The 22414-nt window shown below is 30.8% G+C and carries 23 protein-coding genes; 7 read left to right on the top strand and 16 right to left on the bottom strand.

The window, feature by feature from the left end; translation table 11 throughout:
* The coding region (locus BUB63_RS07690) for a transposase (protein ID WP_479722840.1) at positions 1-206 on the bottom strand (206 nt) is incomplete at its 3' end.
* Positions 207-644: 438 nt separating this feature from the next.
* Positions 645-1193, bottom strand: coding sequence for an NADH peroxidase (locus BUB63_RS07685; RefSeq protein WP_027308166.1), 549 nt, complete (start codon positions 1191-1193; stop codon positions 645-647).
* A gap of 180 nt (positions 1194-1373) precedes the next feature.
* Here BUB63_RS07685 and BUB63_RS07680 point away from each other — a divergent pair, with 180 nt between their 5' ends.
* A complete protein-coding gene (locus tag BUB63_RS07680; RefSeq protein WP_073248898.1) occupies positions 1374-1550 on the top strand; it encodes an FmdB family zinc ribbon protein in 177 nt (58 codons plus the stop codon).
* A gap of 55 nt (positions 1551-1605) precedes the next feature.
* Here the strand turns inward: BUB63_RS07680 and BUB63_RS07675 are convergent, their stop codons facing one another.
* From BUB63_RS07675 to BUB63_RS07620, 12 genes are all read right to left on the bottom strand, one after another.
* Positions 1606-2193 carry a coiled-coil domain-containing protein gene (locus tag BUB63_RS07675; protein ID WP_073248896.1) on the bottom strand — a complete coding sequence of 196 codons (588 nt, stop codon included), beginning with the start codon at positions 2191-2193 and terminating at the stop codon, positions 1606-1608.
* Positions 2194-2258: 65 nt separating this feature from the next.
* Entirely contained in the window at positions 2259-3725 is a 1467-nt protein-coding gene (locus BUB63_RS07670) for a sensor histidine kinase (protein ID WP_073248894.1), read from the bottom strand.
* Positions 3706-4389, bottom strand: a complete 684-nt coding sequence (locus BUB63_RS07665; RefSeq protein WP_073248892.1) for a response regulator transcription factor — start codon at positions 4387-4389, stop codon at positions 3706-3708. Before BUB63_RS07665 ends, BUB63_RS07670 begins: the two co-directional genes overlap by 20 nt.
* A gap of 10 nt (positions 4390-4399) precedes the next feature.
* Positions 4400-5572, bottom strand: a complete 1173-nt coding sequence (locus BUB63_RS07660) for an ABC transporter permease (protein WP_073248890.1) — start codon at positions 5570-5572, stop codon at positions 4400-4402.
* Positions 5560-6285, bottom strand: a complete 726-nt coding sequence (locus BUB63_RS07655) for an ABC transporter ATP-binding protein (protein WP_027308162.1) — start codon at positions 6283-6285, stop codon at positions 5560-5562. Before BUB63_RS07655 ends, BUB63_RS07660 begins: the two co-directional genes overlap by 13 nt.
* Positions 6286-6295: 10 nt before the next feature.
* On the bottom strand, positions 6296-7471 hold the full coding sequence (locus BUB63_RS07650) for an efflux RND transporter periplasmic adaptor subunit (RefSeq protein ID WP_073248888.1): 1176 nt from the start codon (positions 7469-7471) through the stop codon (positions 6296-6298).
* 379 nt (positions 7472-7850) lie between these two features.
* Positions 7851-8576 (bottom strand): energy-coupling factor ABC transporter ATP-binding protein, encoded by a 726-nt coding sequence (locus BUB63_RS07645; protein WP_073248886.1) that lies wholly within the window; start codon positions 8574-8576, stop codon positions 7851-7853.
* A 26-nt stretch (positions 8577-8602) separates the two neighbouring features.
* Positions 8603-9385 carry an energy-coupling factor transporter transmembrane component T family protein gene (locus BUB63_RS07640; RefSeq protein ID WP_073248884.1) on the bottom strand — a complete coding sequence of 261 codons (783 nt, stop codon included), beginning with the start codon at positions 9383-9385 and terminating at the stop codon, positions 8603-8605.
* Positions 9386-10351: a cobalt transporter CbiM gene (gene cbiM / locus BUB63_RS07635; RefSeq protein WP_073248882.1), complete on the bottom strand. Its 966-nt coding sequence runs from the start codon at positions 10349-10351 to the stop codon at positions 9386-9388.
* A gap of 187 nt (positions 10352-10538) precedes the next feature.
* A complete protein-coding gene (locus BUB63_RS07630; RefSeq protein ID WP_073248880.1) occupies positions 10539-12590 on the bottom strand; it encodes a beta-propeller domain-containing protein in 2052 nt (683 codons plus the stop codon).
* Positions 12580-13101, bottom strand: coding sequence for a sigma-70 family RNA polymerase sigma factor (locus tag BUB63_RS07625; RefSeq protein WP_242826179.1), 522 nt, complete (start codon positions 13099-13101; stop codon positions 12580-12582). The genes BUB63_RS07630 and BUB63_RS07625 overlap by 11 nt, the downstream gene beginning before the upstream one ends.
* Positions 13102-13218: 117 nt before the next feature.
* Positions 13219-14313, bottom strand: a complete 1095-nt coding sequence (locus tag BUB63_RS07620) for a sensor domain-containing diguanylate cyclase (RefSeq protein WP_073248878.1) — start codon at positions 14311-14313, stop codon at positions 13219-13221.
* 159 nt (positions 14314-14472) lie between these two features.
* Between BUB63_RS07620 and BUB63_RS07615 the strand changes: the two genes are divergently transcribed.
* Positions 14473-14658 (top strand): hypothetical protein, encoded by a 186-nt coding sequence (locus BUB63_RS07615; RefSeq protein ID WP_073248876.1) that lies wholly within the window; start codon positions 14473-14475, stop codon positions 14656-14658.
* Positions 14659-15199: 541 nt separating this feature from the next.
* On the opposite strand, the gene BUB63_RS07610 is transcribed toward BUB63_RS07615, so the two are convergent.
* Both BUB63_RS07610 and BUB63_RS07605 read right to left on the bottom strand, forming a co-directional pair.
* Positions 15200-15361, bottom strand: coding sequence for a zinc-ribbon domain-containing protein (locus tag BUB63_RS07610; protein ID WP_027308154.1), 162 nt, complete (start codon positions 15359-15361; stop codon positions 15200-15202).
* A 142-nt stretch (positions 15362-15503) separates the two neighbouring features.
* Positions 15504-17075 (bottom strand): DEAD/DEAH box helicase, encoded by a 1572-nt coding sequence (locus tag BUB63_RS07605; RefSeq protein WP_073248874.1) that lies wholly within the window; start codon positions 17073-17075, stop codon positions 15504-15506.
* A 688-nt stretch (positions 17076-17763) separates the two neighbouring features.
* Here BUB63_RS07605 and nadA point away from each other — a divergent pair.
* The 5 genes from nadA to pdxT all read left to right on the top strand — a co-directional run bounded on the left by nadA (position 17764) and on the right by pdxT (position 22324).
* Positions 17764-18663 carry a quinolinate synthase NadA gene (gene nadA / locus BUB63_RS07600; protein WP_073248872.1) on the top strand — a complete coding sequence of 300 codons (900 nt, stop codon included), beginning with the start codon at positions 17764-17766 and terminating at the stop codon, positions 18661-18663.
* Positions 18664-18667: 4 nt separating this feature from the next.
* Entirely contained in the window at positions 18668-19951 is a 1284-nt protein-coding gene (locus BUB63_RS07595; protein WP_027308151.1) for an L-aspartate oxidase, read from the top strand.
* Positions 19938-20765, top strand: coding sequence for a carboxylating nicotinate-nucleotide diphosphorylase (gene nadC / locus BUB63_RS07590; protein WP_073248870.1), 828 nt, complete (start codon positions 19938-19940; stop codon positions 20763-20765). The genes BUB63_RS07595 and nadC overlap by 14 nt, the downstream gene beginning before the upstream one ends.
* Positions 20766-20886: 121 nt before the next feature.
* Positions 20887-21756, top strand: coding sequence for a pyridoxal 5'-phosphate synthase lyase subunit PdxS (pdxS, locus tag BUB63_RS07585; RefSeq protein ID WP_027308149.1), 870 nt, complete (start codon positions 20887-20889; stop codon positions 21754-21756).
* A gap of 1 nt (position 21757) precedes the next feature.
* Complete coding sequence (gene pdxT / locus BUB63_RS07580; protein ID WP_073248868.1) at positions 21758-22324, top strand: pyridoxal 5'-phosphate synthase glutaminase subunit PdxT; 567 nt, start codon at positions 21758-21760, stop codon at positions 22322-22324.
* The last annotated feature ends 90 nt before the right edge of the window (positions 22325-22414 follow it).

Raw genomic sequence — 22414 nt, 5'->3', positions numbered from 1 at the left:
TATTCAAGTAAACATAATTTAAAAAGAATAACTGCATCATAGGCTTTTATTCCTCTGTTTTCACTATATTTTTCTTTTACGATATCATATACAAAAGAAAAATCAATAATTGAATCTATTTTAACAAGAAGATGATCTTTAGGTACTAATTTTTCATATATCATATTTGTCATAATATCAATTTGTTGATTGTTCTTATTAAACATAAAAGACCTCCGAAAAAATATTTATGCATATTTATTATACCATAATATTTTTTCGGAGGTCTCCCACCCAGGTGAAATGTGACATTTTTCATTTCGCGGTATATTGTTCTGCAAACTTAAAAATCAAACCAATATTAATATTATACTACATTTTACTCAATACAGTTTATCTTTAATAAAACGATAATAATTGCATTAAATATTTTTTTAATCTGTTAAGTTTAATTATAAAAAAATAATGTGTCCGATTAGGACACATTATTCTTCTTCAGGCATAGATTCTTTTTTTCTGTTTTTCTTTTGTTTCTTTTCTTCTTTCTTTGCCATACTTATCACCCCTCCCCATATAAGTTAACCAAATTTTTATAAATTATACAGGTTATAATAAATTTTCTTATAAAAAAACGACTGTCGATTGAACAGTCGTTTTAATTTATATTACTTATTGAAATATCTTTCTAATAATCCCTTGAACGCTGCACCGTGTCTTGCTTCATCCTTACACATTTCGTGAACAGTATCGTGAATTGCATCAAGGTTTAGTTCCTTTGCTCTCTTTGCAAGCTTTAACTTTCCTTCACAAGCACCATATTCTGCTTGAACTCTCATCTCTAAGTTCTTCTTTGTGCTGTCTGTTACAACTTCTCCTAAAAGTTCAGCAAACTTTGCTGCGTGTTCTGCCTCTTCTATTGCTATTCTCTTATATGCCTCAGCTACTTCTGGATATCCCTCTCTATCAGCTTGACGGCTCATAGCAAGATACATACCAACTTCAGTACATTCTCCTATAAAGTTCATCTTTAAACCTTCTATTATTTCTGGATCAACATCCTTAGCAACTCCTATTCTGTGTTCATCTGCCCAAACAAGCTTTCCATCTTCTTTTACTATAAACTTTTCCTTTGGAGCATTACATTGTGGGCACTTATCTGGTGCCTCCATTCCTTCGTGAACATAACCACATATTGTACATACAAACTTTTTCATTTTAACATCCTCCCTTTATTTATATGAATATTTATATTTTCCTTTGACATCTTTATAATAACATAAATATTTTATTTTGACAATAGTTTTTTGAAGAAAATTATTATCCATAATAAAATATTGAAAATTTTATTTTGATACATATAATATACCATAGAGGGGTATAAAGGAGGTGTGTTTATGCCATTATTTACTTACAAATGTGAAATATGTGAAAACGAATTTGAGGAATTAGTAAGAAACGCAGATGAAACGGTAGAATGCCCTAAATGTAAAAGTACACTTGTTAAGAAAAAACTTCCCACAATAAAAGTAAATGGTTCATCAAACTCTTCTAAATCAAGTGGCTTCTCTTGAGCAGGATGCTAATTTTGGCTGGAGGCCAAAAACAAAAAGTAGGTGAATTTTTCACCTACTTTACTATCTTCAAATAATCCTTAATATCAAATACATCCTCTTCTGTTTGATAAAGTTTATGCTTTACAAACTTCACATCCTTATATGTTGTTTTCATTATACTCATCATTGCAATATGATTTTTTGCATTTTTAGAATCTAAATCCTCTAACCTTGCTTCAAGCCTATCTTGACTTGCTCTTATCTCATTTGTATCTAACTTTATTCCCTTTGTGTCTATTTCTATGGAATCCACCCTATGTTCGATATTATCCATTCGTTTTTCAATATTATCCATTCGCTGCTCAATATTGTCCATTCGTTTTTCAATATTATCCATTCGCTGCTCAATATTGTCCATTTGTTTTTCAATATTATCCATTCGCTGATCAATATTGTCCATTCGTTTTTCAATGTTATCCATTCTTTGCTCAATATTGTCCATTCGTTTTTCAATGTTATCTATTCGTTTTTCAATATTGTCCATTCGTTTTTCAATGTTATCCATTCTTTGTTCAATACCATCAATTCGTTTTTCAATATTATCTATTCTATTGTCAATATTATCCAACTTATTCAAAATCAAATTTAAAACCTGTTCCATATATTCACCTCCAAAACACCCTCGAAGATAATTTTATATTAAAAAAGCTTATTTATCAATAAAATCTATAATGTAAAATAAAACTTAACTCCACCTTCAATATTTTTGGCTCCAACCTTTCCTCCGTGTAGTTCAATGATATTCTTAACTATACTTAGTCCTAACCCAGTACCCCCATATTTTTTATTCCCTGACTTATCAAGCTTATAAAACTTACTCCATATATTCTCCAATTCTTCTTCTGGTATGTTCTCACCAGAGTTAATTACCTCAAATTTAACCAAATCATCTTCTTTATATAAATTTATTTCAATCTTTCCAGTAGAATGCCTTATTGCATTGGTCAGATAGTTAGTTATGACCTGTTCAATTCTATAAAAGTCAGCCTTAACTAAAACATCAGTCAAACTCATTATTAATTCTATTTTATTTTCTCTTATACTTCCCTCAAACTTTTTAACTACCCTCATTACTAAATCCTTTAAATTAAATTCCTCAATAACTAAATTGTATTTCCCCGCTTCAAGTTGAGATAAATCCAACATATCGTTAACAAGACTTGCCATTTTTTTAGTTTCATCAAGTAAAATATCTATATAATAATCCTTATCCTTTTCATCAAACACATCATCCTTAAAGGCCTCAAGATATCCTTGTATGAGGTTTATAGGAGTTTTTAGCTCGTGGGATGTAGCGGCTATAAAATCCTTTCTCATCCTTTCAAGCTTCTTTTCTTTTTCTATGTCCTCCTCAAGCCTTTTATTTGCCTCCCTTAAGGAATTTAGTGCATCCTTTAGATTTTCAGACATTGTATTTATTGCACTTGCAAGCATTCCAAGTTCATCATCCGACTTTATATCAATTCTTTTGCTAAAATCTAAATTAGCAATCCTGTCCGCTACATCCTTTATTTCCAGTATAGGTCTTGAAACATTTTTAGAGTAGATTAAAGATACTATTAAAGTAACAATTATTCCTGCCGCAAATAAATATACATAAAGCTCCTTTATTACCTTAGACGCCTCATTTATTGGCTGAAGCAATGAAGTACATACAATATACTCATTCTTTTCAATCGAATTATATATGGTTATAATACTACTTATTGGAAATCTTTTATTATAATACACCACAGAAAAATATTTGTTTTTTTCAACTTTAGATAGCAAATTATCTGTGCTTATTCTAAAAATTGCATCTGTAAGAATTCTTATGTTTTCCTTTGCACCTTTATCCACAGCTGGATTAACCGCATATTTTACATTCCCTTCTTTATCTAAAATCAAAAACCTGTAACCAAAGGCCTTATTAATATCAACTGACTTTTCAAAGGATAATTTTAGATCTCCTGTTTTTTCATATGTCTCAACAAAATTGCTTAATACATTTATTGCCTCTATTTTTCTTTTATGGACATAAAACCTTTCAAAAAATATGTGCTGAAATGCAAAGGACAAAATAATAAAAAGGACTAATATTAGTGAGTTTATTAAAAATAACTTCTTTACAATACTACCTCTCATTTTTTGCATCAAATTTATATCCCACTCCTCTTATTGTTGTTATTAAATAGGATTTTTCCTTTAATTTTTCACGTATTCTCCTTATATGCGTATCAACCGTCCTTAAATCCACATCCTTTTCTAATCCCCAAACACTATCTAAAATCTGTTCTCTTGTCAAAATTATCCCTTTATTTTTATATAAATACAATAAAAGTTCAAATTCCTTTGGGGACAAAATAACCTCATCATTATCTAAATAAACAGAATATGCTGCTTCGTCAATTCTAAGTCCATCGACTACATCAATGCACAATTCATTTTTCGAATGATATACTCGTTTTATAATAGCAGTTACACTTGCTAAAACCACCTTAGGACTTAATGGTTTTGTTAAATACACATCTACTCCAAGTGAATACCCTAAAAGCTTATCATCATCCTCTGATTTAGCTGTTAGCATAATAACAGGAACATCTGAAAACTTTCTAATTTCCACCAAAGTCTGCCACCCATCTAAAAATGGCATCATAACATCAAGTACAACAAGATGTATCTTTTCTTTTTTTAAGATATTAATAGCCTCGAAGCCATTTGAGGCCTCGAGGATATTGTATTCTTCTTTATTCAAATATGCACAAATAAGTTTTCTTATTCTTTCTTCATCGTCAACAACTAAAATAGTCTCCTTCATTTTACCACCCCTATTCATAGCGAAGTGCATCTATTGGGTTTAATTTTGATGCTCTGCTTGCTGGATACATACCAAAGAATATACCTACAAAAATTGAAAATACAACCGCAAACAAAACAACATTAAAAGATATATATACAGCCATACTTAAAATCGATTTTAGGAAGCTTGCAAGTATATACCCTAAAATAACTCCTAAAACACCTCCTATTAAACTTACAGTCGATGATTCTATTAAAAACTGTATCATTATATCCCTTCTCTTTGCTCCAAGTGCCTTCCTTATACCAATTTCACGTGTCCTCTCTATAACCGCAACAAGCATTATATTCATAATACCAATACCACCAACCAAAAGTGATATTGCTGCAATTCCCATAAGCATTAATGTCATAGACTCGGTTGTTTTAGTTGCTGTTTCAAGAAGGCTTGTTTGATCAAAAACCCTATATTGGCTGGTATCTCCTTTAAATCTACTGTTAAAATAGAGTTCTAAATACCCCCTTGCAAGCTGCGTATCTTCCCTTGATGTTCCCTCTATATATATTGTTCTAACCTCATCTGTTTTAAAAAGCCTCTTTGCAGTTGTTATTGGTATTATAACTCTATCGTCACCAGAACCGCCTGCTGAACTTCCTTGAGACTTTAAAACACCAACAATAGTAAAATCAACACCTTGAATATTTATACTTTGTCCTATTGGATTTTGCAAAGGAAAAAGTTCTGTCACTATATCTTGTCCTATTACTGCAACTGTACCCCTTGATTCTATATCGTCTTTTTCTAAACTTCTACCACTTTCTACATCTAACTTTCTAATTCCAAAATACTCAGGAGTTGACGCTTCAACTGTTGTTGAATAGGTTTTCGTTCCACTTTTTACTATTATACCATTTTGATTTAGGAGTGGGGCAACATTTTTTATTCCTGGTTTTGTCTTTATTAATTCTATATCCTCATCACTCAATCCCTTTGTTCTTCTTGAGGTTATATTAACAGTAATTAAATTTGTGCCAAGGCTCTCTATCTGCTCCTGAACCTGTTTTTTTGTTCCTTCACCTAAACCTACAAGAGTTATAACTGATGATATTCCAATTATTATCCCAAGCATTGTTAAAAAGGTTCTTATCTTATTGGAGGCAACAGAAGTAAATGCCATCTTAAAGAGCATCAATCTTCGCATACTCCCACCTCCTTTAACTTTTCTACACACGAATCTGAAACTATTACTCCATCCTTTACTGTTACTATTCTTTTGGCATTTGAAGCTATATTCATATCGTGGGTTATTAAAACTATTGTATTTCCCTCTTTATTTAATTCCTTTAAAATATTTAAAACTTCCATACCAGTTTTTGAGTCAAGTGCACCTGTTGGCTCATCCGCTAATATAATCTCTGGATTTGTAACGATTGCTCTTGCTATTGCAACCCTCTGCATCTGTCCACCCGACAACTCTGTTGGTTTATGCTTAAGGTGGCTCTCTAATCCTAACTTTTTTAGAGCAGAGATGGCTCTTTTTCTTGTTTCATTAAAGGGAACACCCATATATATTAAAGGAAGTTCTACATTTTCTAATACATTTAGCTTACTTATTAAATTATAGGTTTGAAATATAAAGCCTATTTTTCTATTCCTAATATCAGCAAGCTGATTATCCTTCATATTACCTATACTTATTCCATCAAGATAATATTCACCTTCAGTTAAAGTGTCTAAACATCCAATTAAATTCATAAGCGTAGATTTTCCTGCACCAGATGGTCCAACTATTGCAACAAATTCGCCCTTTTCTATTTCAATATTTACCCCATTTAACGCCCTGTATTGGTTTTTCCCCGTCGAATATACCTTGGAAACATTTTTCATTACAATAACCTTTTCATTTCTCTCCATCTAATCACCCCTATCTTTGTGGTGCTCCACCTGGTCCTCCCATTCCGCCTTCCATACCAGGCATCCTCATATTATTATTTCTAAAGTTGTTTCTCATTGTATTTGAATTTGTACTTGTTGAAACCTTTACAAGTACAATATCTCCTTCCTTTAATCCCTCCACAACCTCTATAAAGCTATCATTTCTCAATCCTGTCTTTATTTCAATCAATCTACCATTTCCTTCTGTTAATCCAAATTGTCTCCTCTGACTCCTTGTCTGATTACTTGAATTGACGCTATTTTGTTCAGTAGTTTGTGTATTTTCATTTTGTTCTTGAAGAAGAACATATTTTTTTTCATTTATTTCTTGAAGTGCTTCAATTGGTATTAACAATGCATCCTTTTTGCTTTGTGCTTCAATCTCTATACTTGCAGTCATCCCAAGCTTTATTCCTTCTGGGTTTTCAATAGATACTATTACATCATAGCTTGTTACATTATTTTGAGTTGTTCCTATATCCGAAACCTCCTCAACCTTACCTTGAAATGTTTTGTCCTCAAGGGCATTTATTTTTATATTTACCTTTTGGCCAATACTAATTTTAGATATATCAAGTTCGTCAACAGAAGTCTTTATTTTAAGAGATTTGGGATCAACTATTGTTAATAAACTTTTTCCTGATTGAACATTATCCCCATTATTGACATTAACTGCAGTTACAACACCACTAATTGGAGCCTTTATGGTCATTTCGCTTTTTTGCTTTTTTAAATTTGATAGATTATTTTTTGCCTCCTTTAACTGTAGATTGATAAGTTTTGCCTCATCCTCTGACTTTGCATTATTTAACTGCAGATTTAATTTTTCTATATTAATCTCTGCACTAGTTATTTGTGATTCTATCTGATCATTATATACAGTTAAAAGTGTATCTCCTTCCTTTACTGTATCTTTAACCTTTACATTCAAGTTTTTAACCTCACCACTATTTTTAGCAACAACCTCCTTTGAAGTACCAGCAAAAACAATACCCGTTGACTTGATTTTAACCGAAATGTCCTGTTTTACTACTCTTTGGGGTATGTATCTAACTGTTGATTGTACATTATTAGAAGTGCTTTTTTTAGAGTAAAAATAATATACAGTAAAGGAAATTATTAAAATTAGAACAATACCAATTAAGATTTTAAGGCTTTTCTTCATTTTCTCTCCTCCCATCAATTTTAAAATTCATTTTATAGGTTTTAGAAGGAGCCAAAATGACAGAATTATTAACAAATTGTGAATAAAAAATGCTACCTCTTATAGTAACTAAGTTATTTGAAAAAGTTATATATAGATTAGCCCCATGAAGGATTTCTTGGGCATTCGTTCATTTCGCTAATCAATTCTAAGCTTTTCTTTGTTTGGAAAAGTCGAAAAGCTAAGAATTGCTAAAGCTCATGAAAGAGCCTTTGAAATCCATTCATGGGGCTTTTGCAAAAATTAACTAACAAGTAGGATTGTCAACAATCACTGCTGCCTCTTATAAGTAGCTTAAATTTAAGCAGTAAAAAGTTTAAGTCACCTTAAAAAGCAGCATCTAAATTATATTATTATCTTCTAAAAATTCCTTATCACCTATTAGGCTATCAAAATCACCATCGTATATTATTTTGTGTTCACTTGATAAAACAATTGCTCTTTTAAACAATCCCTTAAAATAGTCAAAATCGTGGGTTGCACAGATTATAGTTTTACCAAAACCATTTAAAGTTTGCAGTAGCTCCTTTATTTTTCTTTTACTCTTTGGGTCAATTTCATTCAAAGGTTCGTCTAATATCAAAACATCAGGATTTAGTGCAAGAATTGAGGCAATTGCTACCTTTTTCTTTTCTCCTCCGCTTAAAGTATAAGGAACTCTGTTCTTTAAATGTTCAATATCAAGCAATTTTAAGCAGTCATAGACCCTCTTTTCAATCTCTTCATATTTTATATCAAACTGTAATAATCCAAAGGCTATTTCATCAAAAACTGTTTTACAAAACAGCTGATTATCGGAGTTTTGAAATACAAAACCAATTCTTTTATGGAATATTTTTCTCTTCTTTGCATCATTTAAAAACCTGCTATCAATTCTTTGTCCGTCAAATATATATTCTCCCCTTTTAACGTCGATAAGTCCATTTAAAACCCTAAGTAGAGTAGTTTTGCCTGAACCATTTGGTCCAATTATAGCAATGCTTTCACCCTTATTTACTTTGAAGGATACACCATCTAATACTACATTTTCATTCAGCTTACAAGTTATATTTTTTATTTCAATCATTTTACCACCTTAATCTTTCATAATTACTAACTTAATATAAAAAATCCTGCAATGATAATTAAGTTTATTATACTATATAAAATCTCAAACTTTCCAACCTTTTTATATATACTATATTTAAATTCACCGCTAAAGCATCTACACTCTAAAGCTTCATCCACTTTAAAGCTCATATCAATAGAAGTTACAAATAAATTATACATTATTTGTGATAGAGTACTGTATGGCTTTTTTATATGCCCAACACTCCTTATCTTTAAACTACAAAGTATTGCATAAGCCCTTTCTGATAATAAATATATAAACCTTATTGCAGAATCAAATATAAAAAGGACTATATTTGGTACTTTAATTAGTCTAAAGGCTGAAATTATATTATGCCAATTCGATGTAATTGACATAACCATTGTTAAAGCAATTGATATAGTTATTTTAACTATAACCAATAATGCATTTTTATTTCCAAAAAATAAAGATGGACCAATTATTAAAGAAGAAAAAATAAAGACTAATAATAGCATATTTAATATTTTTAAAACATCCTTGTCGTCTAAAAAAATTATAAGTAATATCACATATGAAGCATTTAACATTATATAAAACTTATTAAATGAAAGGGATAGAAGTATTATGTTAATTAGCGTAAAGTATATTTTAAAGGCCTCGTGTATTTTATATATACCTCTATCCCTATTATCGAATCTCCTTATCTTTGATATAAGGCTAAGTAGTGAAGATAAAGTTTTTTCAATAAAAGATTCATTTTTAATTTCAAATTCAAATTCATCCTTTTCCTTTAACCAATCCATTTAATTTTCTATCCCCTTCTTTGAAAAAATACCTATTAGTCTAAATAAAAGCATAATTATCATAACACCCAAAATAGCAGATATAATATATCCTAAAACTTCATTTACTCCTGAAACTGTATAATCAGGCATAATAGCTTCAAAATTTATTCCCTTTTCCATTCCCTTTGGAACAAAACCTGCAATCTCTTTTATCTCATCTAACCCCCACTCACCCCAAGCTGTTCCTTGAGCAATTAATCCAAGTGGGGATAAGGCTATCAATGCAGCAATAAATATATATATTTTATTCATAACCTTTGGTTCTTCATTATTCTCGTAAATTTTTACTAACTTAATTTGTTTTGCAGCCTTGTATATAAGTAATGATATAACACCCTCTATAACCCCTGCAACTAAAAGATGGGACAGCATCATTGCTGGTATTGCTACATTTAATCCATATGGGCAATAAAGTGGCGTCCCATCTGCTGCTTTAAATAGGTATGGCTGTATTCCAAATTCTATCGCAGTTAAAAATGCTGCAATATTAAGTCCTATATATGAACCTAAAAAAACCGCTAAGTTTTCGTTTTTGTTCTTTAACCTATTATATATATAGTATCCACTGAAGGACATAGCAAAGGCCATATTAAATATATTTGCACCTAATGATAATATACCTCCATCCCCAAAGAATAGGGCTTGAATGGTAAGTGCAACAGCTACTGCTATAAAGGCTGCATAGGGCCCAAGAAGTATGGCTATTATAACAGCTCCAACGGCGTGGCCTGTTGTTCCGCCAAGTAACGGAACATTAAACATCATTATTAAAAAGGAATAGGCTGCTGCCACACCTAAAAGTGACATCCTTCTTCTATCTAATTGCTCTTTAACTTTTGATATAGTTCTTTTTATTATTGGTATGATTGCTAAATAAAAGGCTGTACAAGTTGATGGGCTTAGGTAGTTTTCTGGTATATGCATAAAAAATCCCTCCTTTAAAACTTAATAAGTTATAAGTGATATGAATGCCAATAAAAAAGGGTAGCGCTTTAAACGCTACCCTCGTGGTAACAATACTTTCCTAAAAAACAAACTAACCAATTTGCCTTCGTGGCAATTTTATTTTAACAAAAATCATAAGCCTTTTCAATACTTTTCCGCTAATTTATCATATATTTCCCCTGTAAACTTCCTTCATATTGTCAAGATTAATTACACTTATAGCCCTACTTGAAATTACAAACATTAGGTTATCTACAAATACTGCTCTATAGCCATATATAGGTTCTTTATATTCATTTTGAGAACTTGTTATGCTGTGGGATATTTTTGCCTTAACATTTAACCTTCCATTTTCTATCTGCATCAAACAAAGTCCTGCAAAGTCTAAAACATAGGAATCGTCATCTTTTGTCTCATATAATTCAAAGGCATATAAGTTGTATTTTCTATACTCAACAAGTGCCTTATGGTTATATAATGATTCTGAGAAGGTACCCTTTCCTCCAATTTCAATGCTGTCCTTTTGCTTTGGATTATTTACATCTTTTACATCAAATATTGCAACCTTCATTCCCTTGTTTACAACTCTTCCCTCTGTTTCTCCTGTATCCATACCAAAGCCTATTATTGTATTTTCATCGTATGGGTGAAGGTAGGTGCTGTAGCCTGGAATCTTTAATAGGCCTAAAATTTTAGGTTGTCTTGGATTTTTAAGGTCAATTACAAATAGAGGGTCTACCTGCTTAAAGGTTACCATATATAGCTTATCTTTAACAAATCTTGTTGAGTATATTCTTTCATCTGGTGCTATATTATTAATCTTTCCTACAACATTCATATTTTTGTCTATAACATATACATTATTTGTTGTTGTAAATTTATTGTTTTGATTTATGCTCTCTGTTGTTGCTATTCTAAAATATCCATCATATTCATCCATCGAAAATTGATTTATTATTCTTCCCTTAACTGTTGTAAACTTTCTATACTCAACCTTCTCACCCAAATCAAATTTATATATAACTGTATCTTCATCATAAATTGAAACTGCAATACTATCGTTAGGTTTATTTGAATCCTGCTTTATCTCTTTGTAGTTTACAGCTGTTTTAACAAGATATAGACTATCGTTGGACATATACATATTTTCAAAATATCCTAAAACAACCTGATTATCTATTGTATTTTTGTTTATATCAATTGCTGAAATGATTGTGTAGTTTGGCTGAATATCCTGTTTGTTATATCTAATGTTACTTACATCTATTTCTTTTTTCTCTACTTCTTGACCATATTCTATATAGTATGGCAATAGGTTATTACTATTGCTTGATTCTCTAAAATAATAGTAAAATCCCTTATTTGTAACTAAATAAACCTTTCCATCCTTTAGCCTTGCAGATAATTTATCTCCTGTAATTTCGTATTGCTTTACTACATTAACTTTTTCAATATTAGATACATCATAAACACTTATAAGTGTTGTGTTTTCTCCATAGTAAATAGGCATTATTCCTATTACCCTTTCTTTTAATGATGGCTGTTCTGGATTTTCCTTATACCTACTTACGATGGACATAATAACCAAGTAATTTTTATTGCCATTTTTATATAGAAACATATCCTGTAGACCTATATTTCTTTTATACCCCTTATATTCCTTTGCCTCTCTACTGCCTAATATACCTTCTCCCTTTAAGCTAAATATCTTTTTGGGTTTTTCCTCTGCAGTATATACATTCAGTTCATTTCTCTCAAAGTTTATTACATAAATATATTGTCCATCAGTCTTTATTATGTCGGCCTCGTCTATTCCCTCAACCTGAACATTGGTGCTTGAATGCTCTTTTGAATTATTTTGTGCAGAAGAATCTGCCGCCTTTTCTGCCACTTGTCTTCCCCCAAAAAGCCTTATTCCGTCATTTTGTTCCTTTAATTTTTTATTTATCATTGACAAAAACTCTTTTTTACTTTGAACCTGTGTAAGCTCATATGAAACTTCTTTTGTATCCTTATCCTGTCTTAAATAGGATAATACATAGGTAAAGGCGAAAATTGAAACTATTAGAGTCATAACTGCCGCTGCCCATCTTCTCTTCATAACTATCCCTCCTTTATTTAAATCTTTACATTTTAATATAGTCCTTCTTTTTAGCTCATCACTTACTTGTATTTCATCAAGCCTTCTTAAATCAAGCTCTCTTTTGTCATTCCTCATAGGCTAATCCCTCCTTAAGATTGCTTTTAAGTATTTCTCTTGCCCTCATAAGCCTACTTCTTATAGTCGATTCTTTAGTTTTTAATATCTGTGCCATATCCGCTGTTGTAAACCCTTTGTAATAGTAAAGATATATAACTACCCTATACTTTTCAGGTAGATTTAATACTGCATTAAGTATGTAATCCCTCTCTATTTCTTTAATAACATCAGTTTCTACAGTACCCTTTTCTTCTGTTTTTACATCCCAAAACAAAATATTTCTCTTTATCCAAGCACTTTTCAAATAATCTTTACAAGTATTTATTGCTATCCTTGTAATCCAAGTATATATGTCTGAATCCTGTCTAAAATTGTCCAAACTTTTATATATTTTTATAAATACTTCCTGAAATAAATCCTCAGCCTGTGAATAATCCTTTGTATATATATAGCAGAGTCTTAAAATATCATCCCCATATTCATCAATCAAAGTTTCTATTTCTGCACTTCTATCCTGCCTACTTATCACACCTCTTCCTCCCTTCACATATTAGACGATATAAAATTAAATTATGTTGCGTTAAATATTACTTCTATTAATTTTTTATTTTTCCTGCAAGCAAAATAAAAAGAGGCAAAAATGCCTCTATCTTTCCACCTTTTTTATCCTTTTTTGTTCATACATTTTATCGTCTGCCTTGGTCATCAGAGTATCCATATCCATTCCATCCCTATATTCACATATACCATAGCTAAAATCAATAACTATATCTTCCAAAGGATTTTCTCTTAAATAATTTTTTATAAATCCTATCTTACCCTCTGATTTATTCTCATCTGCTCCGTGCAGAAGTAATACAAATTCATCTCCACCTAACCTTGCAACCACATCTGTATCCCTTAAATTTTTCTTTAATACATCCGCAAAATATTTTAATGCCCTATCTCCCATTTTATGCCCATAGGTATCATTTATTGGTTTGAAATCATCTAAATCAATTAGTACAATACTAAAGCTATTTCCATATCTTGCTGCTCTTTTTATTTCCTTCTCAAGTATTTCTTCAAAACATCTTCTATTATATACGTCTGTTAGTTTGTCCCTTCTTAAAGCATACTTTAATTCTTCAAGTAAAATAGCATTTTTTATAGAAGCTTCCAGTTGCTTTACTAAAAATTCAATAAGCTCAATATCCTTATTTGTAAAAGCATCTATCTTATTAAGATTATCGATATTTATAACTCCATAAAATTCACCATCTATATAAATAGGGGCACTTAAAGTTGACTTAATCTCTAATGCATTCATTTCAAGTAGCATCCTATACTTTTCATTATCTATAAATTCGCTATCAAAGGAACGTGGATTTTTTATTATATCTGCAGCATTTAACCTGTTTAGCTTATATAAATACAGCTCATCCTTATTAAAATTAACTTTTTTAAGCTCATCTATATCATATCCTATTGCTGCCACATACTCCATACAATCCTTTTGTTTGTTATAAACAAGTATACTGCCTGCATCCCCTTCTTCTACAATTTTTAAAGTATCTACTAATATCTTTTTAAAGAGCTTATTTACATCCTTATATGCCATTAACTCTTTAGAGATTTCAATTAGTAAATTATTTAAATCTACCTCCCTCTCATATTTTTGCCTCAATTTAATGTATTGATTATGAAGTATTAGAAGAACAAAAGATAGTAAAAGAATTAAAACAGCAAAAAAAGGTCTCAAATATATTCCCCCTAAAAAAGTATAGCACATTATAGTTATTTATTAACTTAAACATAATATAATTATAAAACATTTTTGATATTTTTTGAACATTTTTATTTATTTAATAATAGTATCTTATGTCAGCTAAATTGAAATAATATTAATGGAGGTGTGTTTATGACTAAAAAAGAATTTAAAAACAGTGTAACACCAGAGGTTACAGAAATGTATCCAACAGATGATAGAGCAGTTGAATCCTACTGCGAAGGCAAACCCTGCACATTTAAACACGTTGAATCAAATATAAAAAACATTGATACAGGTGCTATGGAACCAAGTCTTAGAAAAAAACTAAAAAAATAGGCTGCAATGCAGCCTATTTTGGGAGGATTTAATGGTGTTGGGAGATTGTTTAAATGTTATTAATAAATAATAATTATCTTTATACTTTAATAATAACAGATTAATATTTTTTGTAAATATATGTAGAAAAATCGATTGAAATTTTTTAATATTTAAGAACAGCGTAATTTCAATTATAAAGTTATATATTATTATATAACCCAGATTGTTGACAAACCCACTTGTTAGCTAAAGTATGAAAAAGCCCCATGAAAGGATTTCAAAATGGCATTTTTCATGAGCTTTAGCAATTCTTGATTTTCGACTTTGAAAAAGTCCGTAATTCGGCACAGGACGTGCCGAGCCGAGCGGCCATCAGGACGATGGCATCGCGAGGGTAGGACTTTTTCAAACAAAGAAAAGCTTAGAATTGATTAGCGAAATGAATCAATGCCCAAGAAATCCTTCATGGAGCTAATCAATATATAACTTTTTCAACAGCCTGAGTTATATATTATATAACCACCACAAAAAAAAGCAGCTTTTCGCTGCTTTTAACTTCTTATCTATTGAAGTTTCTCTTTTGTTGCTTTCTTGCTTTTCTGCATTCTGGGCATCTCTTTGGTTCGTTTTCAAATCCCTTTTCAGCGTAGAATTGTTGTTCTCCTTCTGTGAAGATGAACTCCTTACCACAGTCTACACATACTAAATTCTTGTCTGCCATTTCAACATTCCTCCTAAAATATAACCTTTTTTCCTTAAGACCAGGTACAACATTTCCAAGGCTATACAAGGAGAATGTTGATCTGTCTTTCGGGTACTTTATTACTATAACACATATTCAATGTAATTGCAAGCAAAATATTTTATTTTTTCTTAGCAATTTCAATATTTACTTTTTTGCCTTTTATAGTATTTTCATTCATTATCTTCATTACTTCCTTTGCATATTCCCTCGGAACCTCTACAAAGGAGAATTTGTCATATATGTCTATGCTTCCAATCAAGTCACCAGGTATTTTAACCTTATCTGCAAAGGCACCGACAATATCCCTTGGTGATATCTTTTGATTCTTACCTATATTAATGAACAACCTTGTCATTTCTCTATCCTGCTCTGTATCTTGAACATCTTCATCATATTTTTCATCTAACTTCATTGTCATCTTTAGAAGAGCTGATGCAATATCTAATGAAGTATATTCATCACCGACTATTCTTTCAATTATACCTGCATATCTTTCAAGTCCACCTTCATTTATTATCTCTTTTATGTTGTCGATTAGAGCTGATATCTTTCTTTCTTCAACATCATTTATTGTTGGTATTTTACCCATCTTAATCTTTGTTTTTGTATACCTTTGTATATCCTTTAATTTATATATTTCCTTTCCTGATATAAAGGTATATGCCTTCCCTTCTCTACCTGCTCTTCCTGTTCTTCCTATTCTATGAACATAGTTTTCAATGTCCTGTGGTACATCATAGTTAAATACCATCTCAACATTTTCAACATCAATACCCCTTGCTGCAACATCAGTTGCTATAAGTATTTCAATTAAGCCGTTTCTAAACTTTTGCATTACTTTATCTCTTTGTAGCTGTTTCAAATCACCGTGAAGCCCATCCGCAAGATAACCTCTTGCTTGAAGGCTCATAGACACTTCATCTACCTTCTTTTTTGTATTACAGAATACTAAAGATAGTTTTGGATTATGTATATCTAAAAGTCTTGATAAAACTTCTATTTTATCTGCCTCTCTAACTTCTATATAGATTTGTTCAATTGTTGGAACAGTAAGTTCCTTTTGAACTATTTTAACCATCTTAGGATTATTTTGATATTTCTGAGTAAGTTCTAATATGGGCTTTGGCATTGTTGCAGAAAATAAAAGTGTTTGTCTTTCCTTTGGTGCATTACTCAATATAAACTCAACATCCTCAATGAATCCCATATTTAGCATTTCATCTGCTTCGTCAAGAACAATCATCTTTAAATTGTCTAATTTAATTGTTCCTCTATTTATATGGTCAATAACTCTACCTGGAGTGCCTATTACTATATTCACCCCTTTTTTAAGAGCTTGTATTTGTCTTTCAATCGCTTGACCTCCATACACAGGAAGTGCATATACTCCCTTCTTATAGGAGGATAGTTTTTTTATCTCCTCACTAACCTGTATTGCAAGTTCTCTTGTTGGACACAAAATCAGTGCTTGTATTTGTTTTTTGCTTGTATCTATTCTCTCGATAACAGGTATTGAAAAGGCTGCTGTCTTTCCAGTTCCCGTCTGTGCCTGACCTATTACATCGTGTCCCTCTAATACAATAGGAATTGCTTGACTTTGTATAGGAGTTGCTTCTTCATATCCAAGGTCTGCAATTGCCTTGAGTAACTCCTTTGATAGGTTTAGTTCGTTAAATTTTAATGTTGTCATATTATACCACCTTTTATTTTGTTTAATATATTAATATTATGTGTAATTTTCAAAAAAAGCAACAAAAATTTTAAATAAACATATGAATATTTTTTTTAAAACAAGGCATTAATAATAGTGTAAGGTAAGGGTATATAACAGTTGAGCTAAGATCTATATATGCTCCCTGGCAGGGGTGTATATAGGTCGACCAAAGATTATATATAGGTCCATCTACTTGGGCTTATATATAGTCAGAGGGAAGATTCTTTAGGGTTGAGAAAAGCTATATTATAGTCGAACTTTTTATTTGATTATAATATGGTTCCAATCTATCCTAAAGGGTCGAGCTAAGATTATAGAGGGTATTGGGATTTCACTTTTAGGCCTGAGTGATTTTTGGTTATATACAGCCGAGAGGTTGTATATAGCTGGGTAGATATCCTTTATAGTCGAACGAACCATCAGCTTAGGTGGCGAACTGCTCTATTGCAGTCGAAAGATTGCAGTTGGGTAATAAACTATCTATGTTGGTGCAAGGTAGACTGTTATGTGCTCTTTCCTTTTTCTTTATTCATAACTTAGTTATAAAGCTGTGATAGCACTATAGCATCACAGCTTTTTTATTTTGACCTTTTAAATGGATTGAAAATTATAATTTTATGATATATGATATATGTAAATACAGGTGTAAAGTGAGGTGTAAAGTTTGAGGGATAAAATTATAAAACTTAAAAAAGATTTAGATGCAATAATTCTTGCTCACAACTATCAAAGAGCTGAAGTTTTAGATATCGCAGACTATGTTGGCGACTCCTTTTATTTAAGTCAAATAGCTAAAAAATGCAAAAATAAAACTATTGTATTTGCAGGTGTACACTTTATGGCAGAAAGTGCTAAAATATTGTCTCCAGAAAAGGAAATATTACTTCCAGTTTTAGATGCCCTCTGCCCTCTATCAGATATGGTTAATATCGAAACTCTAAAGGAATTTAAAGAAAAATACTCTGATTATACATTTGTATGTTATATAAATACAAGTGCAGATGTAAAGGCATTGTGTAATGTTGTTGTAACATCCTCAAATGCAGAAAAAATAATAAGCAGAATTGAAAATGACAAAATTGTTTTTTTGCCTGATAAAAATTTAGGAGAACATATAAAAAATAAATTTCCTAACAAAAAATTTATAATTTGGGATGGGTTTTGTCCTACTCATCAAAGAATACAAGTAAAACATATTATCAGCTTAAAAGAAAAAATTAATAACCTTGTGGTTTTAGCCCATCCAGAATGCAATAGCGAGGTTAGAGAAGTTGCTGATTTTTTAGGAAGTACAAAGGAGATTATCGACTTTGCAAATAAAACAGATTATAAAAACTATTTAATTGCAACTGAAGATGGTGTTATACACACCTTAAAACAAAACAATCCTAATAAAAACTTTTATGTTCCAGGTACTACTGCAACTTGTATAAATATGAAAAAGACAACACTTGAGGACATTTATAACTCTCTACTCTATAAAAAACACTCTATTACAGTTGATGAGGAAATTTCAAATTTAGCACTAAAGTCTTTAATGAAAATGATTGAACTTGCAGGGTGATATTATGAATTTAACTACGGATGTTTTAATTGTAGGGACTGGGATTGCTGGACTTTTTACAGCTTTAAATTTAGATGAAAATATAAACGTTATTCTTGTTACAAAATCTAATATAACAGACTCAAATTCTTATCTTGCTCAGGGTGGAATTTCAACTGTTTACGATGAAAATGACATTGAAGACTTTATAATTGATACATTAAACGCTGGAAATTATAAAAACAAACCTGAAGTTGTATATATAGTTGCAAAGGAATCGAAGGATGTGATTAATTCGCTCATTAATTTTGGAGTTAAATTTGATTCAATAAATGGACAACTACTCTATACCAAGGAAGGTGGACATTGTAAAAACAGAATTGTTCACCATAAGGATTATACAGGTAAACACGTAATAGAAACCCTTTCTTTAAAGTTAAAAGATAGAAAAAATATTAAAATAATCAAAAACACTACTCTTATCGACTTAATTGTAAAAAACAATAAATGCCTTGGAGGTATATTTTTAAATAATGATAAATTATTAAATATTTACTCAAAATATACAGTACTTGCTACTGGAGGAATAGGAGGACTTTTTAAAAACTCAACTAATACAAGAATTTTAACAGGAGATGCACTTTCTATTTCCCTAAGACATAATATCAAGCTTAAAGATATAGACTATATACAATTTCACCCTACTGCACTATACCAAAAATCAGCAGACAGAATGTTTTTGATTTCAGAAAGCTTAAGGGGTGAAGGAGCAATTCTCAAAAACATCTATGGTCAACGATTTGTTAATGAGCTCCTACCAAGGGATAAAGTAGCAAACAAAATATGGGAAGAATTAAAATTAAATAATTGTCAATATGTTTATTTAGATATATCCCATTTAAATAATGAATATATTAAAAAAAGATTTCCTCTAATATACAATACTTGCCTTGATTATGGTATAGATATAACTAAATCACCAATACCTATACGCCCTGCACAACATTATTATATGGGTGGTATTGAAGTTGATGAATTATCAAGAACTTCAATGAACAATCTATTTGCAGTTGGTGAAGTAAGCTGTACAGGTCTTCACGGAAATAATAGGCTTGCCAGCAACTCCCTTCTTGAGGGTCTTGTCTTTGGTAGAAGATGTGCAAATTATATTAATAAAAACATCTATAATAAAGAAGTTGAAATCTTAGATTGCAATAAAAATATAGATGAAATTGCTTTAGAAAATAAAATTCTTTTTAAAAATCTTTTAAAAAAATATAGGAGTGATATAAGTGATGAACTTGTTTGAAATAGATGAAATTATAAAAAAGGCCTTAAATGAGGATATCAATTATATAGATTTAACTACTGAAGCTATTATAGATAAAAATATGAAATCAACTGCAAAGCTTATAGCTAAACAAGATGGAATAATTGCAGGAACTTTTGTATTTAAAAGGGTTTTTGATATATTAGGTGATGTTGTATGTACTACAAATTTTGAAGATGGAAGTTTAATTAAAAGTGGAGATGTAGTTTGTACCCTATATGGAAGTACGCAAAATATATTAATTGGAGAACGAACTGCCTTAAACTTTATACAAAGAATGAGCGGTATTGCAACAACAACTTGGCAATTTGTTAAAAAACTTGAGGGTACAAAGACAAAACTATTAGATACAAGAAAAACAACTCCAACTTTAAGAATACTTGAAAAATATTCAACCAGTATTGGTGGTGCTATGAATCATCGCTTTAACCTATCTGATGGTATTTTAATAAAGGACAACCATATAAAGGCTGCAGGCTCTATCAAAAGGGCTGTAGATATGGTTAGTTCTAAATATGGTTATCTTAAAAAAATTGAAGTTGAAACTGAAACAATTGATATGGTTAAAGAATGCTTAGAATGCAATGTTGATATTATAATGCTTGATAATATGAATATTGAAGATATAAAAAAAGCTGTATCTATTATTAATGGAAAAGCTTTGATTGAAGTGTCAGGAAATGTAAATTTAGAAAATATACGAGAAGTTGCTGAAGCAAACGTAGATTTTATATCAACGGGGTACATAACTCATTCATATAAATCATTAGATTTAAGTTTAAAAATAGTTTAAATCTGCCTAAATTAGGCAGATTTTTTTATTGACAAAATAAAGAAATAAATGTATCTATATTATGAGTATAACACTTTTAAATTGTATCGTAACATTTGTATTAAAAGGGGGAATTTTTATTATGGAACGCTATGAATTAAACAAAGACCTTGCAAAGATGCTAAAGGGTGGAGTGATTATGGATGTAACCTGTGCAAAGGAGGCCGAAATTGCCGAAAAAGCTGGTGCCTGTGCTGTAATGGCACTTGAGAGGGTTCCTGCTGACATTAGAAAACAAGGTGGAGTTGCAAGAATGTCAGACCCTAAGCTTATTAAAGAAATAAAATCCGCTGTTTCTATTCCTGTTATGGCTAAAGTAAGAATTGGACACTTTGTTGAAGCCCAAATACTTGAAGCCTTAAATATAGACTTTATTGATGAAAGCGAAGTTTTAACACCTGCTGATGAAAAGTATCACATCAATAAATGGAATTTTAAAGTACCCTTTGTTTGTGGTGCAAGGAATTTAGGCGAGGCTTTAAGAAGAATTGGTGAAGGAGCTTCTATGATAAGAACAAAAGGTGAAGCTGGAACTGGAAATGTAGTAGAAGCTGTAAGGCACTTAAGGCAAATGAATGAAGAAATAAAGATGGTTCAATCAGCAAGTGAAGAATCTTTGATGACAATTAGTAAAGAATTAAATGCACCTTATGAACTTGTAAGATATGTATGGAAAAATGGTAGACTACCGGTTGTAAACTTTGCTGCAGGAGGAATAGCGACACCTGCTGATGCTGCACTTATGATGCAATTAGGTGCAGAAGGAGTATTTGTAGGTTCTGGAATTTTTAAATCTCAAAATCCAGAAAAAAGAGCAAAGGCAATAGTAATGGCTACTACTTATTATAATGAACCAAAGATACTATCTGAAATATCGGAGGATTTAGGTGATGCTATGTTTGGAATTGAAATAAAAAATTTAGATAGTAATTTTGCAGAAAGAGGATGGTAAAATGAAAATTGGAGTTCTATCTCTTCAGGGTGGTGTAATTGAGCATATTAATCATCTAAAAAAACTTGATATTGAAGCAATTGAAGTAAAAAAAATTGATGATTTAAAAAATATAGATGGAATTATTCTACCTGGCGGTGAGAGCACAACAATCGGTAAACTTTTAAAGGATACTAATATATTTCTTCCTTTAAAGGCATTGATTCAATCTGGTCTACCAACTTGGGGAACCTGTGCAGGTATGATTCTATTGGCAAAGGAAATAGAAAACGATGAGAGAAGGCATCTTCAAGTTATGGATATAAAGGTTAAAAGGAATGCCTTTGGTAGTCAAATTGATAGTTTTAAAAGGATTGATATAATACCTGAAGTATCAAATAAGCCTATTGAATTAGTATTTATAAGGGCTCCCTATATACGCGAAGTAGGTAATAATGTTCACATCATCCACAAAGTTGAAGATAAAGTAGTCGCTGCAAAGCAAAATAATATTTTAGTAACTTCTTTCCATCCTGAACTAACAGATGATTTGAGCTTTCATAGGTATTTTATTAATATGATTAAATAAATATAAAGTCTCAAAATGTTTTGTACATTTTGAGACTTTGTGTAATAATTTTATTTTATTGTAAATATATATTTTTATTAGAATATTTCA

This window comes from Caloramator proteoclasticus DSM 10124 (genome assembly GCF_900129265.1).
GTDB lineage: Bacteria > Bacillota > Clostridia > Clostridiales > Caloramatoraceae > Thermobrachium > Thermobrachium proteoclasticum.
Note: the sequence above shows the minus strand (reverse complement) of the source record. Positions and strands in the feature narration are given on the sequence as shown.

Excerpts from the sequence above, each read along its gene's own strand:
- BUB63_RS07685 (WP_027308166.1), bottom strand. The coding sequence starts at position 1,193 with ATGAAAAAGTTTGTATGTACAATATGTGGTTATGTTCACGAAGGAATG.
- BUB63_RS07680 (WP_073248898.1), top strand. The coding sequence starts at position 1,374 with ATGCCATTATTTACTTACAAATGTGAAATATGTGAAAACGAATTTGAG.
- BUB63_RS07675 (WP_073248896.1), bottom strand. The coding sequence starts at position 2,193 with ATGGAACAGGTTTTAAATTTGATTTTGAATAAGTTGGATAATATTGAC.
- BUB63_RS07670 (WP_073248894.1), bottom strand. The coding sequence starts at position 3,725 with ATGCAAAAAATGAGAGGTAGTATTGTAAAGAAGTTATTTTTAATAAAC.
- BUB63_RS07665 (WP_073248892.1), bottom strand. The coding sequence starts at position 4,389 with ATGAAGGAGACTATTTTAGTTGTTGACGATGAAGAAAGAATAAGAAAA.
- BUB63_RS07660 (WP_073248890.1), bottom strand. The coding sequence starts at position 5,572 with ATGCGAAGATTGATGCTCTTTAAGATGGCATTTACTTCTGTTGCCTCC.
- BUB63_RS07655 (WP_027308162.1), bottom strand. The coding sequence starts at position 6,285 with ATGGAGAGAAATGAAAAGGTTATTGTAATGAAAAATGTTTCCAAGGTA.
- BUB63_RS07650 (WP_073248888.1), bottom strand. The coding sequence starts at position 7,471 with ATGAAGAAAAGCCTTAAAATCTTAATTGGTATTGTTCTAATTTTAATA.
- BUB63_RS07645 (WP_073248886.1), bottom strand. The coding sequence starts at position 8,576 with ATGATTGAAATAAAAAATATAACTTGTAAGCTGAATGAAAATGTAGTA.
- BUB63_RS07640 (WP_073248884.1), bottom strand. The coding sequence starts at position 9,385 with ATGGATTGGTTAAAGGAAAAGGATGAATTTGAATTTGAAATTAAAAAT.
- cbiM (WP_073248882.1), bottom strand. The coding sequence starts at position 10,351 with ATGCATATACCAGAAAACTACCTAAGCCCATCAACTTGTACAGCCTTT.
- BUB63_RS07630 (WP_073248880.1), bottom strand. The coding sequence starts at position 12,590 with ATGAGGAATGACAAAAGAGAGCTTGATTTAAGAAGGCTTGATGAAATA.
- BUB63_RS07615 (WP_073248876.1), top strand. The coding sequence starts at position 14,473 with ATGACTAAAAAAGAATTTAAAAACAGTGTAACACCAGAGGTTACAGAA.
- BUB63_RS07610 (WP_027308154.1), bottom strand. The coding sequence starts at position 15,361 with ATGGCAGACAAGAATTTAGTATGTGTAGACTGTGGTAAGGAGTTCATC.
- BUB63_RS07605 (WP_073248874.1), bottom strand. The coding sequence starts at position 17,075 with ATGACAACATTAAAATTTAACGAACTAAACCTATCAAAGGAGTTACTC.
- BUB63_RS07595 (WP_027308151.1), top strand. The coding sequence starts at position 18,668 with ATGAATTTAACTACGGATGTTTTAATTGTAGGGACTGGGATTGCTGGA.
- nadC (WP_073248870.1), top strand. The coding sequence starts at position 19,938 with ATGAACTTGTTTGAAATAGATGAAATTATAAAAAAGGCCTTAAATGAG.
- pdxS (WP_027308149.1), top strand. The coding sequence starts at position 20,887 with ATGGAACGCTATGAATTAAACAAAGACCTTGCAAAGATGCTAAAGGGT.
- pdxT (WP_073248868.1), top strand. The coding sequence starts at position 21,758 with ATGAAAATTGGAGTTCTATCTCTTCAGGGTGGTGTAATTGAGCATATT.